This window comes from Microcystis sp. M_QC_C_20170808_M3Col, assembly GCF_007095505.1.
Classification (GTDB): domain Bacteria; phylum Cyanobacteriota; class Cyanobacteriia; order Cyanobacteriales; family Microcystaceae; genus Microcystis.
This window is the reverse complement of sequence record NZ_SFBY01000013.1, coordinates 1-13,648: the sequence shown is the minus strand read 5'-3', so window position 1 is coordinate 13,648 and position 13,648 is coordinate 1. Positions and strand designations below refer to the sequence as shown.

Below are 13,648 nucleotides of genomic sequence, written 5' to 3'. Positions count from 1 at the left end.
TTATAGATGATTTCCTGACCTAAGATCACATTTTATTCTTTTTTCCACTTCAATCTAAGAATTGAGAAAAAAGCAAAACCTTATATTATACCATAAAAAAATTATGCAAGAGGTCTTATAAACAGATAGGGGAACCTTTTCTTGACTCAATAATGGATTCCCTGACATATACCTATTTTGACTTGCGGGAATACACCCAAACCATCCGGGATGACGAACATAACCTCATCAGTCTCTATAAAATCTTTTCTCCCGAACACCTCTTAAAACTCCCCTTTGCGAACGATAGCAACAGTCTCGACAAGAACTTTTATAGTGAACTGCTGCATATCATCGGGTTGACAGAGATAAAAGAGGGAGGGAAAAAACTCATCCAACGTCTGCAACCAGCAGCGCGTCAACCCGGTTCGCTGCTAGAGAACGCTATCAGTCAAGTAGAGAGTTTAGATAAAATCTCTCGTTTACCCAATCCCGAAGAATTTGGGGAGACGGAGGAGGAGAGACTATTTAATATCGGTTTGGAGTTGGGGATAACTTGGATAAATAGAATCCTTTTCCTGAAGCTATTGGAAGCGCAGATAATTCGGTATCATCGGGGGGATAAATCCCTAGGGTTTCTCAATTTAAGCAAAATTGCCGACTTTGACGACTTAAATCGGTTATTTTTCAGCGTCTTAGCAAAAAAACAGTCAGAAAGAAGCAAAGACATCCAGAATATCTATACTCAGGTTCCCTATCTCAACAGTTCTCTGTTTGAACCGACGGAATTAGAACAATCAACGATAGTTATCAGTAACCTGCGTTCGGAGAACTTAGAGATTTTTGTGGGAACAGTCTTAAAGGATAGTCAGGGGAAAAAGCGAACAGGAGAAATTAACGCTTTAGCATACCTATTCGAGTTTCTCAATGCCTACGATTTTAGCAGCGAAGGTGGGGAAGCGATACAGGAGGATAATAAGACTCTTATCAATGCGTCGGTGTTGGGATTAATCTTTGAGAAAATCAACGGATATAAGGATGGTTCCTTTTTCACCCCCGGTTTTATCACTATGTATATGTGTCGGGAAACGATACGACGCGCAGTGATAGAGAAATTTAACCAGAGTCAGGGATGGGATTGTCAGACTATCGAGGATGTGTATAACCGCATCAAAGATAAAACGGCAGCCAATGCTATTATCAATAGTCTCAAAATTTGTGATCCTGCGGTGGGTTCGGGACATTTTCTTGTTTCTGCTTTGAATGAGATAATCGCGATTAAGAGTGAACTACAGATTTTAGTGGATAAAGAGGGTAAAACTCTCAGGGATTATCGGGTTGAGGTGGTGAATGATGAGTTAATCGTCACCGATGATGACGGGAATATATTTGAATATAATCCCCGCAACCGAGAAAGTCAGCGCGTACAGGAGACTTTATTTCAGGAAAAACAGCGTCTGATTGAAGGGTGTCTGTTTGGAGTGGATATCAATCCCAACTCGGTGAAAATCTGTCGATTGCGTTTATGGATTGAGTTGCTCAAGAATGCTTACTACAAAGCAGATAATGAGTTAGAGACGCTACCGAATATCGATATTAATATCAAGGTGGGTAATTCTCTGATTAGTCGCTTTGGGTTATCCAATGATTTACAAGTCTTTTCCCGCAAAAGTCGTTTAAGTATCGAGAGTTAGGTTCTTCGTTACTTGGTATGGTAATTGATTAGCTCGTTCTAGATCGAAAACAATTGGCAAAAATCGAAGCAATGTCTTTCTATATAAGGGTTTCATCCCTTATAACCCCCCTCCATTGCATAACACAAACCGAAGAACCGAGAGTTATAAGGATGCGGTGAGAGTCTATCGCAACGCGGAAGATAAGTCGCAAAAGCGCGAGATGGAACGGTTGATAGAGGAAATTAAGGGGAGTTTCCGTCAGACTTTGCAGGGAGATAATCCCCAGAAAAAGCGCTTGCGCGGTTTGGAAACGGATTTATATAGTCTGGAGAATCAAATTTTGTTATTTGAGGAGTCAGCTAAGGAAAAGAAAGCGCGGGAAAAGGAGATTAGTCAGTTAAGGAATGAGATTGATAAGTTACGTCTGGAAATCGAGGAGATTGAGAGTGGTAAGATTTATCATCATGCTTTTGAATGGCGCTTTGAGTTCCCCGAAGTTCTAGATGATAAGGGGGATTTTATCGGTTTTGATGTGGTGATTGGTAATCCTCCTTATATTCAATTATCTAAAATAGACTCAACAACAGTCAAATACAAGAATTATTTACTAATGCGTTATGAAACATCTGGCGGCAGATTAAATACATTTATTTTTTTCACTCATTTATCATTTCAAATACTAAAACAAAACGGGATTTTAAGTTATATTATTCCAAACACTATATTAACTCAAGAATATTATGTATTTACACGTCAATTCTTACTCAATAAAGTAACGCTATCAGAGGTTGTCAATTTTCTGAATTTACCGTTTGAAGACGCAGTAGTAGAAACAGTGATTATTCAATATTTGAAATCACAAAATTTAGATTATGCTGTGAATTATGGTGAGCTTGCTGAAAGTGGATTTAATTTAAAGTTTAATATAAGTTCATCCGAAATAAGAAGCAATATCAACTATTCATTTTTAGTTCAGCGTAATTCTATTTTGCTTAAAGTTTTTGGATCTAAAAATTGTCCGCTTGACGAAATTTGTAATATTAATCAAGCAATAGCTTTGAAGGGAGATAAATCACTATCTTTAAAAACACAAAACCCTGAAGGGAAATATAAAAAACTTCTTGATGGAAGAAATATAAATAAATACTCAATTAGCTGGGATGGTTTTTATTTAGATTACGATATTACCAAGATTCATAGTTGTAAACGTAGAGACATTTTTGAAACAAAAGAAAAACTTTTATTTAGAAGAGTTTCGAGAACGTTAATTTTTACTTATGACAATTCTCAATATTATGCTCTTAATACATTGGTAGTTGTAAATCTAAAAAAAGGGATTAACTTTGATATAAAGTTTCTTCTTGGAATAATGAATTCTTCATTAATGAATTATATTTATAACAACAAATTTAAATCAACTAAAACTGTTTTCTCTGAAATTCAAACTCGTTCTATTTCACAGCTTCCAATACCCAAAATTAGTAAAACAAAGCAAGCTAAATGTATTTATCTAGTTGATCAAATCCTTGCCGCAAAAAAAAGCGATCCCAAAGCGGACACAAGCGAATTAGAAAAAGAGATTGACAACTTAGTTTATAAACTTTATCAACTCACCTATAATGAAGTAAAAATAATTGATCCAGACTTTCCACTAACAGAGGAAGAATATGAAGGAATTAAAATAGAGTAGTAGGGAAAACAAAATGAAAACAAGAATAAAAAACTCTTGATCTGGTGTAGTTTTTATTTATTCAGGGAAGGGGAATCTGCATCACTATATTATAAATGTTGAATTAATAGGCTCAAAACATGGAAAAAACTGTTAATAAAATTTCTCTAAAACAACAAACTAGCGACTTTAACTATTGGCAAAAACAAACACCACAAAAAAGACTAGAAGCACTAGAACAAATCCGCCAAGAATATCACCAATACAAATATAATGCTCAACCAAGATTTCAAAGAGTTTATACAATTATTAAACGACAACCAAGTTAAATATCTGGTTATCGGTGGTTATGCTGTTGCAGTTCATGGACATCCATGCTATAATAAAGTATAATAAAGATATTAATATTTGGATTGAAATAAGCCAAGAAAATGCTCAGAAATTAGTAACAGCATTAAGTCAATTTGGATTTGAAAGCTTAGGATTGACATCTGATGACTTTCAAACCCCTAATCAAATCATTCAGCTTGGCTATCCCCCGAACCGAATTGATTTAATTACAAATCCTGATGGTGTTGATTTTCAAACCTGCTATGATTCCAAAATTGAAGTAATGCTTAATGATGTACCTGTTAACTTTATCAATCTTGACAATCTCAAAAAAAATAAATTAGCATCTGGGAGACTTCAAGACCTAGCCGATTTAGAAAACCTGCAAAATGAATGAAGTGATCGCTATGCTGATACAAACGAATTAGAAAAAGAGATTGATAACTTAGTTTACAAACTTTATCAACTCACCTATATCCAGAATATAAAGCCATTAAAATAGAGTAGTAGGGAAAACAAAATGAAAACAATAGCAGGATTAGATCGCATTACCTTTGACCCTAAAATTATGGCGGGTCAAGCTTGTATTCGGGGAATGCGGATACCCGTATCAGTGATCATTAACCTCATCGCCAATGGCTTATCAACAGCCGAGATAATTGAAGACTATCCCTATCTCGAACCAGAAGACATCCAACAAGCTTTAAGATATGCAGCTTGGCTAACCCAAGAGCGCGTCATCCTTTGGCAAAACACCCAAGCAGTATGAAGTTTTTAGGTGATATGAGTATCTCTCCCCGCACAATTGCACTTTTGAGAGAACAAGGCTATGACGCAATCCACCTGATTGAAGAAAACCTAGAAAAGATGACAGACCAAAATATTTTAGACAAAGCTCGTCAAGAAGAAAGAATATTACTTACAGTAGATTTAGACTTTGCTCAACTATTAGCAATTAGTGGCGACAGCTTACCCAGTGTTATTTTATTTCGTCTAGGGAATGTAAGCCGAGAAGTTGTGAACCGTCGCTTGTTAGCCATCTTAAATAACTATGCCACAGAACTTACTAATGGTCTAATCATCTCTGTAACTGATGTTTCAATTCGACTTAGGCACTTACCCATTCAACCATGAAAATTTTACTAAAAACACATATTTTTTTATGGTTTATCAGTGGAGATAAACGACAATGACAGAGGAAGAATATGAAGCAATTAAAATAGAGTATTAGGGAAAACAAAATGAAAACAAGAATAAAAAACTCTTGATCTGGTGTAGTTTTTATTATGGTTAGTTCCCTGACATAAGCTAAATGAAATTAAACAACAAATTGATTAACATCTCAATCAAAAAACATGAAAGCAGTTAAAGCAATGGCAACCATTAACGAACAAGGACAAATCACCCTAGATAGTCCGCTAATGAATAACAAAAATAGTCGAGTAGAAATTATCATCCTCATCCCAGAATTAGCAATTGAGAAAACATTAAATGTATGTGGTGGTGATGCTTGTATCCGTAATACCAGAATCCCGGTTTGGCTATTAGTCAGCTACCAACAACAAGGACTGAGCGACGCAAAAATATTAGAAGCATATCCCACCCTAAACGCGGTTGATCTGGCAAATGCTTGGAGATATGCCGAAAATCATCCCCAAGAAATTGCCAAAGCAATCCTGGAAAACGAGGCTGATTAGACAATGGTAAAACTCTATGCAGATGAGCAATTTCCCTTACCTGTTATCAGAATTTTGCGTTCCTTAGGATATGACATCTTGACAGTACAAGAGGCAGGAAAAGCAGAGCAAAAAATTCCAGATTCTGAAGTTCTGCACTATGCAATTAGCCTTAATCGAGCCGTATTAACTATGAATCGCCGAGATTTTATTCGTTTACACGCTCAAACATCTCAACATCAAGGCATTGTGATTTGTAGAAGTAGCATTAACTGGGAAAAAATTGCCCAAGCTATAGACAATCATCTTTCTCAATTTGAAACTATAGAAGGACAACTGATTAGAATTAAATTACCTAACATAAGCTGAATAAGAAAACGATGAAAACCACCAACTCACTACTACATCGAATTACTCACACTGCTGGACAATGTGGCGGTCGTCCTTGTATTCGTGGAATGCGAATCCGCGTCACAGACATATTAGAAATGCTGGCTGAAAACGTCAGCATCACTGAAATTTTAGAAGACTTTCCCGATTTAGAACTAGCCGACATTCAAGCTTGTCTAATCTTTGCCGCACGTCGTACAGACTTTCCCAGACTAAAGAATCTCAACCAAAATGCTTGACAAAAGCCAAGACTTGACTTATACTTTTTATAGAATGGGAATCCGTGCCTAAATATATATAGGGGTTTTCAGAGAAATTAACGAGCGTTTGCGGCAAGGATTAAAGCTGGTTTGGTTAGGCTAACTTTATCAGGCCCTTTGAGGAGAGAAAAGTTATGGCTGAGTCGAAAAGCTGGGATTTTCAGAGATTTTGGCAAACTCTAGACTATTTTGATAGTATTCCCCTGTGGAGTTGTCTGCAAAAGCGGCTCGGTTTCGGGGAAGATAAAAAAAATCAGCTAACAAATGAGCAAGGGATGAAGACTATATTAGTCATTGGTGGGGAAAATGCGATCGGTAGAAAGGTAATCACGCAACTACAGCAGCAAAACTATCAAATTCGCGCTTTAGTCGATAATATTGATGATGCACGTCAATTATTCGGCGAAAATGTCGATTTATTTGCTCTGCAAACCCCGCAATTATTCACAGGGATTGAGAGAATTATCTACTGTCAAGGGGAGAATAACCGCCATAGTTTAGCTAATTTACTCGATTTATTGAAAAATGCCGGGATAACCGCCGAAAAAACCCTCTTTGACTTTAGCAATCCCAGCAGTGATATAAAAGAAATCTGGGGTGCGGTGGATGATGTGGTAATGGGAGGAGTGAGTGAGAGTCAGATAACCCTGACTAGAGGACGAGCGCTCTTTTCCGGTATCGTTAGAACTGAAAATAACGGCGGTTTTGCCTCAGTTCGTACCAGAAACCTGAATCCTCCCCTAAATTTATCTAACTACGAGGGAATAGAATTACAGGTAGAAGGGGACGGAAAACGCTATAAATTAATTCTGCGCTGTGAAGGACGTTGGGATGGTATCGGTTACTGTTATTCTTTTGATACACTTGATCGCACCTGGCAAAGTATTTCTATTCCTTTTGGCGATTTAATCCCGGTAGTGCGCGCTAAAACCCTCCGGGATGCAGCACCGTTTGATAGTAGTAACGTCTATGCTTTGCAGTTAATGCAGAGTAAATTCGAGTACGATGGGGCCATAAATCCCCGTTTCTCCCCGGGGTTATTTGCTTTAGAAATTGTCACAATTAAAGCCTACGGTGGCAAAAACCGCTTAATTATCGTTAAAGAAGGAGAAATCGCCGAAAAAAGCCTTTTAGATGCTAGTGGTTATCCCTACGAAGCGATCGATTCTGCCCAGATTTTCGCTAAACTTAATTAATTTAAATAAGCTTGGATCTCAAGTTAAACTACAGAACATCGGGTTAAGATCATGACTATCGGGAGCATAATTAAGGAGGTATGTTCATGAGTGAACAGAATCCCTACGAACAACTTGGGGTTACTGAAGAATCCTCTTTTGAAGAAATTCAAGAGGCCAAACAAAGACTGGTGCAACAGTATCAAAATGATAGCAAAATTGTCGAATCGATCGAGGCGGCCTACGATTCCGTCCTCATGGATCGACTGCGGATGCGACAGGAGGGTAGAATTAAAGTTCCCGATCGCATTCGTTTTCCCGAACGTCTGACGATTCCGGTGGAAAGTAAACCAGTTACTAGCAGCAAATCTCCTCACTGGTGGCAAAGCTTAATCGATACACCTTCTGCACGGGATATCGGCGTACCAGCAGTGATTTACGCTTGTTTAGGAGCAATAACGCTGTTAGTTCCCGATCCCAGTGGCTCCCTTTTACCGCTGCTCTTAGCTTTTGGCGTTTTCGTTAATATCTATTTTTTCAACCGCAAGGAAAACCGTTTTGGCCGCGCCTTACTATTCACTCTCGCTGGTTTAGTGCTAGGAGTCGCTCTGGGAGCGGGATTAGCCAGTTTAGCGGCCAAGGCGGATTTGAATATCTTCGGCGATCGCCCAATTTATGCGCTCGTCACTTTTCTGATCTTTTGGGTGATTAGTAGTTTTTTCCGTTAACCAATCGCTCGTAGGGAGCCTAAGATCACGTCCACTGCTTCCCCAAGGTTATTGACGATATAATCAGGCTCGTAGCTCTCTAAACGGGAACGGCTGCGAATCCCGGATAATACGCCAATAACCTTAATATTTTGGCTCTTAGCGGCGGCAATATCCGCTTCCGTATCCCCCACCATCCAAGTATCGGCAGCCGCCGGCAGTTCCTTAGCGGCCTTAGCCATAAGCAGGGTTTTGTCGCGCACGTCATTGGTTTTGGTGTAATTATTATTTAGACAATAACGACGATTAGCGGCGAAAAAACGACCGATATCGTGGCGATTAAAGGCATGATCTAGCTCGGATACCCGCCGCATCGTCATCACGACTAAATCGATCTTTAACTCTTGGATTTTCTGGAGAGTTTCCAAAGAACCAACCACCGGGCGATCGTGAACAAGATAGGGTAAAGTATGAACAGTTTGACGACGAAGATGGGCAAATTTACGCGCTTGATCTTCATCTAATCCTGACATTTCCCCGATACGCTTCTCAGAAACCTGATCCCGTTTTAACTGCCAAAATTCCGCTTTCGATAATTCTCCGATAATTTGACCTTTATAGGCGGTTTTCTGTAAACAGTCTTGATAAACTTGGTAATATCGCTCCGATACGTCCATTATCGGCCCGTCAAAGTCGCTAATTAGTCTCAACATCGTTCTAATACTTCTCGCTTTATTAATTTTTATATACAAGTTACCCTAGAGTCTTGACAATGACAAGAGTTTTGTCAGGAAAAAAATTAGGGATGAGGGAAGTGGGGTGTGGGGTGTGGGAAGTGGGGTGTGGGGGGAAATAGGGAAATGGGGAAGTGGGGAAGTGGGGAAGTGGGGAATTTCAACTAAAAACCCCAACATCCCAACCCCTAAAACCCTAAAACCCTAAAACCCCAACCCCTCACTGTTTACTGATCACTGATCACTGATGCTTCCCCTTCCCTAGTCTGGACGGTTAGCTTAAAATAAATGTAAGGATATGTAAACTTTCGTAACTATCTCGCCAATTGGCTAACCAATGATCCCAACAACTTCTTTATTCGCACCCGTTGACGATGATCTCCGTCTTTTGACCGATAACTTAAAAAACCTCGTCGGCGCTCGTCATCCCATTTTAGCGGCGGCAGCAGAACATTTGTTCGAGGCCGGTGGTAAACGCGTTCGACCGGCGATCGTGTTGTTAGTGTCTCGCGCTACCATGTTAGACCGGGATATCACTCCCCGTCATCGTCGATTAGCGGAAATCACGGAGATGATCCACACTGCCAGTCTCGTCCATGATGATGTGGTAGATGAGGCGGAATTGCGGCGCAGTGTTCCCACCGTTAACAGTTTATTTGACAATCGCGTGGCGGTTTTAGCGGGGGATTTTCTTTTCGCTCAATCCTCTTGGTATCTAGCAAATTTAGATAATTTAGAAGTGGTAAAATTGCTCTCAGAAGTGATTCGCGATTTTGCTGAAGGGGAAATTCAACAGGGAATTAATCGCTTTGACACCAGTATCTCCTTGGCAGCTTATCTAGAAAAAAGTTACTACAAAACTGCTTCTTTAATTGCCAACAGTGCCAAAGCGGCCGGGGTATTAAGCGAGCAATCGGCTGAAGTTAATCATCATTTATATAATTATGGTCGCGATTTAGGATTAGCTTTTCAAATCGTCGATGATATTCTCGATTTTACCTCCCCCACGGAAGTATTAGGAAAACCCTCTGGCTCCGATTTGATCAGTGGTAATATCACTGCTCCCGCTCTCTTTGCCATGGAGGAAAATCCCTATATAGAAGTGTTAATCGAACGGGAATTTAGTCAGGAAGGAGACATCGAAAAAGCTCTTGATTTTATTCACTCTAGCCAAGGTATTCCTCGCTCAAAAGAATTAGCCAATCAGTATGGTCAAAGTGCCTTAAAACACCTTGACTGTTTAGCTTCTTCTCCCTCAAAAGATGTGTTAATCGAGCTAGTAGATTACGTTTTGAGCCGAATTTATTAGGGAATAATAGTTCTCGCCGTAGCAATAGTCCAAGCATCAACTAATAATAAAAATAGGGTGAGAATAAAAAGAATTCCATACATCCAAGGCTGAGAAAGGGGGCGAATATCAGTCATATCCAAGTTAGTTTTTTCCTCGATTATTTTGACCATGCGATTAAATCCCACCACTCGCATCGGCAATAAATAGGCTTTTTCCGCGGAGCGATCAAGGAAATAATAAACTAAACCACCCTGTCCTGTACTGCGACATTTAAGTTCTTTTATATCTGTCCAATTTAACCACCAACCAGAGCGAAGAAAAGCGGGAAACCATTGGGGATAGGTAACTTGTATTCCTGTTTCTGATAAAATGACTCTTTCACTTAAAGCTCCGTATAAAGCGATTAATCCTAAGCTAATTCCTACCCAGAGAAAATTGGGATTAACAGGGGAATTAGTGACTTTTGCTAAAAAGGGTAAGGGGATGGTTAACGCTACATATAAACTTAATAAAGTTACCCGAATTATTGGTGATATCCGAAAAATTATTGTCTCGTTCATTTGATAACCTTAATCAGTAAACAGTAAACAGTAATCAGTGAAAAGAAGGCTCCGAACTTGCCACTTAATACTCTAACACTTTAACACTCAATACTGTTCACTGAAAACTCAAAAGTGATCACTGATCACTGATCACTGACTCTCCTTGTCCCCAAAAACCATCGTATTTAGTCACTTCAATATCCCCAAAAACTTTGACTTGACAAGCAAGACGACGGTTATTATTGGGGTTATGGGGAGGTAAAGAAAGACGCGCTTTTTCCTTCCAATTGATAGCAGAAACTTCGCCCACAATTGCCACCGCACAGGTTCCACAGCTGCCGATGCCGCGACAATTGATTAACTTGGAACCGCCATTATACAAAGAAATGTCATGTTTTAATAATACGCGACGGAGATTTGCACCTCGATCGCAGGTGATTGTTTGACTGTAAACTGTTATTCTAGGCATTAGGGGCGTGATTTTAAGTCGCTACAGTTATTTATTAATTAATATTAACACCTATTGACTATTTCTATGAACAATGGTAAGCGCATTTGGGTCTATGACACTACTCTCCGGGATGGGGCCCAGCGAGAAGGTATTTCCCTCTCCCTAGAAGATAAAATTAAAATCGCTAGGGAATTAGATCGGATGGGTATTCCTTTTATCGAAGGCGGTTGGCCTGGCGCAAACCCTAGAGACGGTCAATTTTTCTGGAAACTGCACGAAGAACCCCTAAAACAAGCGGAATTAGTCGCTTTTTGTTCCACGCGTCGCCCCCATATCGAGGCCCGGGAAGATCGGATGTTAACCGCCATTCTCGCCGCTAGAACCCGTTGGGTGACAATTTTCGGCAAATCTTGGGATCTGCACGTCACAGAGGGCTTAAAAACCAGTCTGGAGGAGAATTTAGCCATGATAGGAGATACGATCGAGTATCTACGCTGTCAGGGAAAACGAGTCATTTATGATGCCGAACATTGGTTTGATGGTTACAAAAATAACCCAGAATACGCCCTTTTAACCCTGAAAACCGCCAGGGCTGCCGGGGCCGAATGGTTAGTTTTCTGTGATACCAACGGTGGCACTTTACCCCAAGAAATCGCCCCTATTGTGGAGAAAGTACGGGAGAAATTGGGCATCGATCCCGATGAGGAAAATGCGCCTCAATTAGGCATCCATGCTCATAATGACGCAGGAACCGCCGTAGCTAACTCTTTAGCGGCAGTTAACGAGGGCGTACGCATGATTCAAGGCACAATTAACGGTTATGGGGAACGCTGCGGCAATGCCAATTTATGTACTTTAATTGCCAATCTTCAGTTAAAAATGGGCTTTTCTTGCCTAGAAGAAAATCAATTAGGCCGATTGACGGGAACTAGCCGAAAAATCAGCGAAATGGTCAATTTAGCGCCGGATGATCATGCTCCCTTCGTCGGACGTTCTGCTTTTGCCCATAAAGGCGGTATTCACGTTTCTGCGGTGGCGAAAAATCCCCTTACCTACGAACATATTAACCCGGAAGCGATCGGGAATCAGCGCCGCATCGTCATTTCTGACCAATCGGGATTAAGTAATGTGTTAGCGAAAGCGCGCAGTTTTGGCATCGATTTAAATAAAGATGATCCCACCTGTCGGCAAATTTTGGAACGTTTAAAAATCTTGGAAAGTGAGGGTTATCAATTTGAGGCAGCCGAAGCTAGTTTTGAGTTATTAATGCGGGAAGCTTTGGGACAGAGAAGCCACCTTTTTGAATTAAAAGGATTCCAAGTTTATTGTGATATGCTGCGGGATAGTGGTAATGCGATCGCGACAATTAAAGTACGGGTAAAAGAGGAAGATTTATTAGAAGTGGCCGAAGGTAACGGGCCGGTGGCCGCTTTAGATCTGGCTTTAAGAAAGGCTTTAGTCAAATTCTATCCTGAAATCGCTAACTTTCACCTGACCGATTATAAAGTGAGAATCCTCGATAGTGGTTCGGGGACGGCAGCGAAAACTAGGGTTTTAATCGAGTCGAGTAACGGTCAACAAAGATGGACTACCGTGGGAGTGTCTAGTAATATTTTGGAAGCTTCCTATCAAGCAGTAGTAGAAGGAATTGAATACGGTTTATATCTGCTGCAAAACAATAAACTAGAATTATCGGGTCAATTTTGTCCTTTGGGGATAATTTAGGGAACAGTTATCAGTCGTCAGTATTCAGGAGATTATTTTTATTTATTCTTCCCCCGCAACGCGCACGCAGTGACCCCCCCACACCCCACACCCCACTTCCTGCTACCCTTTCTGGGATTGAATGTTTCCTAGGATAATAATCTAGTGGCCAGAGAATTTTGCCAACGACGAGCCAAGGCCCGCAGATACATATTAACGGGAAACTGATAATATTCGATCATTAACCAGAGTAAACAAATAGCATGGCAAATAAAGGTTAAAATCGACCAAAATAGAGGCACCCATGACAAAGTACTCCCCTCGACTGGAGGAAAAAGATAGGCACCCGTAGCCACAATTGCTGTGGGAAAAATCACAAATCCTAAACCGATAATTAAGTAAAAACCTGCCATCTCCATGCCTTCTCTCGGTAAACCCTGCCAATACTTACCATTCCAATACCAAGTTAAGGGTAATTGACTATCGGCCATTTTTAAAACCTGTTGTTCTAAATTAGCAGTAAAAATGTGTTGACAAAAGTTACAAGCATAGGCTTCCATTAGTGTTAAAGCAGCAATTTTACCATGGCGACAGACGGGACAAGAATAGGTATCGTGATAGTTTAATCGGGTTGGCTCGGTCATCGAAAATTTTGGGTCTGAAACCCCGTCGTTCTACGACGGCTTTACTGTTAAATATTAACACATTTACGAAATATATGCTAAAATGCTCCCCATGGAAAAAGCCTATTGGTTTCGATTTTACCCCAGACCCGAACAAGAGTCGCTATTGCGGCGCACCTTGGGCTGTGTAAGATTGGTTTACAATAAAGCTCTCCATGTCAGAACACAAGCATGGTACGAAAGACAAGAAAGAGTAGGATATACTGAAACTTCTTCAATGCTAACCGATTGGAAAAAGCAAGAAGAATTAGACTTTCTCAATGAAGTTAGTTGTGTACCTTTACCACAAGGGTTAAGACATTTACAAACAGCTTTTACCAATTTCTTTGCTGGTCGTACTAAGTATCCCAACTTTAAGAAAAAACATCAGGGAGGAAGTGC

Annotated in this window: 16 protein-coding genes and 2 pseudogenes; 14 read left to right on the top strand and 4 right to left on the bottom strand. The window is 40.1% G+C overall.

Annotation, left to right across the window (positions count from 1 at the left end; genetic code table 11):
• Positions 1 to 116: 116 nt before the first annotated feature.
• The 11 genes and pseudogenes from EWV84_RS00555 to EWV84_RS00505 form a co-directional block, all read left to right on the top strand.
• Positions 117 to 1,664, top strand: a pseudogene (locus tag EWV84_RS00555) (type IIG restriction enzyme/methyltransferase); the annotation flags it as partial.
• A gap of 148 nt (positions 1,665 to 1,812) precedes the next feature.
• Positions 1,813 to 3,345, top strand: a pseudogene (locus tag EWV84_RS00550) (Eco57I restriction-modification methylase domain-containing protein); the annotation flags it as partial.
• Positions 3,346 to 3,464: 119 nt separating this feature from the next.
• On the top strand, positions 3,465 to 3,653 hold the full coding sequence (locus EWV84_RS00545; RefSeq protein WP_287075695.1) for a hypothetical protein: 189 nt from the start codon (positions 3,465 to 3,467) through the stop codon (positions 3,651 to 3,653).
• 35 nt (positions 3,654 to 3,688) lie between these two features.
• On the top strand, positions 3,689 to 4,051 hold the full coding sequence (locus tag EWV84_RS00540; protein WP_287075693.1) for a hypothetical protein: 363 nt from the start codon (positions 3,689 to 3,691) through the stop codon (positions 4,049 to 4,051).
• A gap of 123 nt (positions 4,052 to 4,174) precedes the next feature.
• Entirely contained in the window at positions 4,175 to 4,423 is a 249-nt protein-coding gene (locus EWV84_RS00535) for a DUF433 domain-containing protein (RefSeq protein WP_286827419.1), read from the top strand.
• Positions 4,420 to 4,788, top strand: coding sequence for a DUF5615 family PIN-like protein (locus EWV84_RS00530; RefSeq protein ID WP_287075692.1), 369 nt, complete (start codon positions 4,420 to 4,422; stop codon positions 4,786 to 4,788). The genes EWV84_RS00535 and EWV84_RS00530 overlap by 4 nt, the downstream gene beginning before the upstream one ends.
• Positions 4,789 to 5,009: 221 nt before the next feature.
• Entirely contained in the window at positions 5,010 to 5,351 is a 342-nt protein-coding gene (locus tag EWV84_RS00525) for a DUF433 domain-containing protein (RefSeq protein WP_271972067.1), read from the top strand.
• Between the two features lie 3 nt (positions 5,352 to 5,354).
• The gene (locus EWV84_RS00520) at positions 5,355 to 5,699 is read left to right on the top strand and encodes a DUF5615 family PIN-like protein (RefSeq protein ID WP_158200995.1); all 345 of its coding nucleotides are present in this window, start codon (positions 5,355 to 5,357) and stop codon (positions 5,697 to 5,699) included.
• Between the two features lie 11 nt (positions 5,700 to 5,710).
• Entirely contained in the window at positions 5,711 to 5,959 is a 249-nt protein-coding gene (locus EWV84_RS00515) for a DUF433 domain-containing protein (protein ID WP_287075689.1), read from the top strand.
• A gap of 155 nt (positions 5,960 to 6,114) precedes the next feature.
• The gene (locus EWV84_RS00510) at positions 6,115 to 7,176 is read left to right on the top strand and encodes a CIA30 family protein (protein WP_287075687.1); all 1,062 of its coding nucleotides are present in this window, start codon (positions 6,115 to 6,117) and stop codon (positions 7,174 to 7,176) included.
• Positions 7,177 to 7,262: 86 nt separating this feature from the next.
• On the top strand, positions 7,263 to 7,883 hold the full coding sequence (locus EWV84_RS00505; RefSeq protein ID WP_287075685.1) for a CPP1-like family protein: 621 nt from the start codon (positions 7,263 to 7,265) through the stop codon (positions 7,881 to 7,883).
• Here EWV84_RS00505 and EWV84_RS00500 read toward each other — a convergent pair.
• Positions 7,880 to 8,575, bottom strand: coding sequence for an HAD family hydrolase (locus EWV84_RS00500; RefSeq protein ID WP_002801790.1), 696 nt, complete (start codon positions 8,573 to 8,575; stop codon positions 7,880 to 7,882). The genes EWV84_RS00505 and EWV84_RS00500 overlap by 4 nt on opposite strands.
• 358 nt (positions 8,576 to 8,933) lie before the next feature.
• Between EWV84_RS00500 and sds the strand changes: the two genes are divergently transcribed.
• Positions 8,934 to 9,905, top strand: coding sequence for a solanesyl diphosphate synthase (gene sds / locus EWV84_RS00495; RefSeq protein ID WP_286827423.1), 972 nt, complete (start codon positions 8,934 to 8,936; stop codon positions 9,903 to 9,905).
• Here the strand turns inward: sds and EWV84_RS00490 are convergent.
• Both EWV84_RS00490 and EWV84_RS00485 read right to left on the bottom strand, forming a co-directional pair.
• On the bottom strand, positions 9,902 to 10,447 hold the full coding sequence (locus tag EWV84_RS00490) for a hypothetical protein (RefSeq protein ID WP_287075683.1): 546 nt from the start codon (positions 10,445 to 10,447) through the stop codon (positions 9,902 to 9,904). The genes sds and EWV84_RS00490 overlap by 4 nt on opposite strands.
• Before the next feature lie 118 nt (positions 10,448 to 10,565).
• Positions 10,566 to 10,898 carry a 2Fe-2S iron-sulfur cluster-binding protein gene (locus tag EWV84_RS00485; protein WP_287075680.1) on the bottom strand — a complete coding sequence of 111 codons (333 nt, stop codon included), beginning with the start codon at positions 10,896 to 10,898 and terminating at the stop codon, positions 10,566 to 10,568.
• 66 nt (positions 10,899 to 10,964) lie between these two features.
• On the opposite strand from EWV84_RS00485, the gene cimA reads away from it, so the two are divergent.
• Positions 10,965 to 12,605, top strand: a complete 1,641-nt coding sequence (cimA, locus tag EWV84_RS00480) for a citramalate synthase (protein WP_287075679.1) — start codon at positions 10,965 to 10,967, stop codon at positions 12,603 to 12,605.
• Positions 12,606 to 12,733: 128 nt separating this feature from the next.
• On the opposite strand, the gene EWV84_RS00475 is transcribed toward cimA, so the two are convergent.
• Positions 12,734 to 13,228 (bottom strand): hypothetical protein, encoded by a 495-nt coding sequence (locus tag EWV84_RS00475; protein ID WP_287075677.1) that lies wholly within the window; start codon positions 13,226 to 13,228, stop codon positions 12,734 to 12,736.
• Between the two features lie 91 nt (positions 13,229 to 13,319).
• On the opposite strand from EWV84_RS00475, the gene EWV84_RS00470 reads away from it, so the two are divergent.
• Positions 13,320 to 13,648, top strand: a 329-nt coding sequence (locus EWV84_RS00470) for a helix-turn-helix domain-containing protein (RefSeq protein ID WP_287075676.1), incomplete at its 3' end; no start/stop codon positions are given.

What these genes read in the sequence shown, in the direction of transcription:
- EWV84_RS00545 (WP_287075695.1), top strand. Translation starts at nt 3,465, where the DNA reads ATGGAAAAAACTGTTAATAAAATTTCTCTAAAACAACAAACTAGCGAC.
- EWV84_RS00540 (WP_287075693.1), top strand. Translation starts at nt 3,689, where the DNA reads ATGGACATCCATGCTATAATAAAGTATAATAAAGATATTAATATTTGG.
- EWV84_RS00535 (WP_286827419.1), top strand. Translation starts at nt 4,175, where the DNA reads ATGAAAACAATAGCAGGATTAGATCGCATTACCTTTGACCCTAAAATT.
- EWV84_RS00530 (WP_287075692.1), top strand. Translation starts at nt 4,420, where the DNA reads ATGAAGTTTTTAGGTGATATGAGTATCTCTCCCCGCACAATTGCACTT.
- EWV84_RS00525 (WP_271972067.1), top strand. Translation starts at nt 5,010, where the DNA reads ATGAAAGCAGTTAAAGCAATGGCAACCATTAACGAACAAGGACAAATC.
- EWV84_RS00520 (WP_158200995.1), top strand. Translation starts at nt 5,355, where the DNA reads ATGGTAAAACTCTATGCAGATGAGCAATTTCCCTTACCTGTTATCAGA.
- EWV84_RS00515 (WP_287075689.1), top strand. Translation starts at nt 5,711, where the DNA reads ATGAAAACCACCAACTCACTACTACATCGAATTACTCACACTGCTGGA.
- EWV84_RS00510 (WP_287075687.1), top strand. Translation starts at nt 6,115, where the DNA reads ATGGCTGAGTCGAAAAGCTGGGATTTTCAGAGATTTTGGCAAACTCTA.
- EWV84_RS00505 (WP_287075685.1), top strand. Translation starts at nt 7,263, where the DNA reads ATGAGTGAACAGAATCCCTACGAACAACTTGGGGTTACTGAAGAATCC.
- EWV84_RS00500 (WP_002801790.1), bottom strand. Translation starts at nt 8,575, where the DNA reads ATGTTGAGACTAATTAGCGACTTTGACGGGCCGATAATGGACGTATCG.
- sds (WP_286827423.1), top strand. Translation starts at nt 8,934, where the DNA reads ATGATCCCAACAACTTCTTTATTCGCACCCGTTGACGATGATCTCCGT.
- EWV84_RS00490 (WP_287075683.1), bottom strand. Translation starts at nt 10,447, where the DNA reads ATGAACGAGACAATAATTTTTCGGATATCACCAATAATTCGGGTAACT.
- EWV84_RS00485 (WP_287075680.1), bottom strand. Translation starts at nt 10,898, where the DNA reads ATGCCTAGAATAACAGTTTACAGTCAAACAATCACCTGCGATCGAGGT.
- cimA (WP_287075679.1), top strand. Translation starts at nt 10,965, where the DNA reads ATGAACAATGGTAAGCGCATTTGGGTCTATGACACTACTCTCCGGGAT.
- EWV84_RS00475 (WP_287075677.1), bottom strand. Translation starts at nt 13,228, where the DNA reads ATGACCGAGCCAACCCGATTAAACTATCACGATACCTATTCTTGTCCC.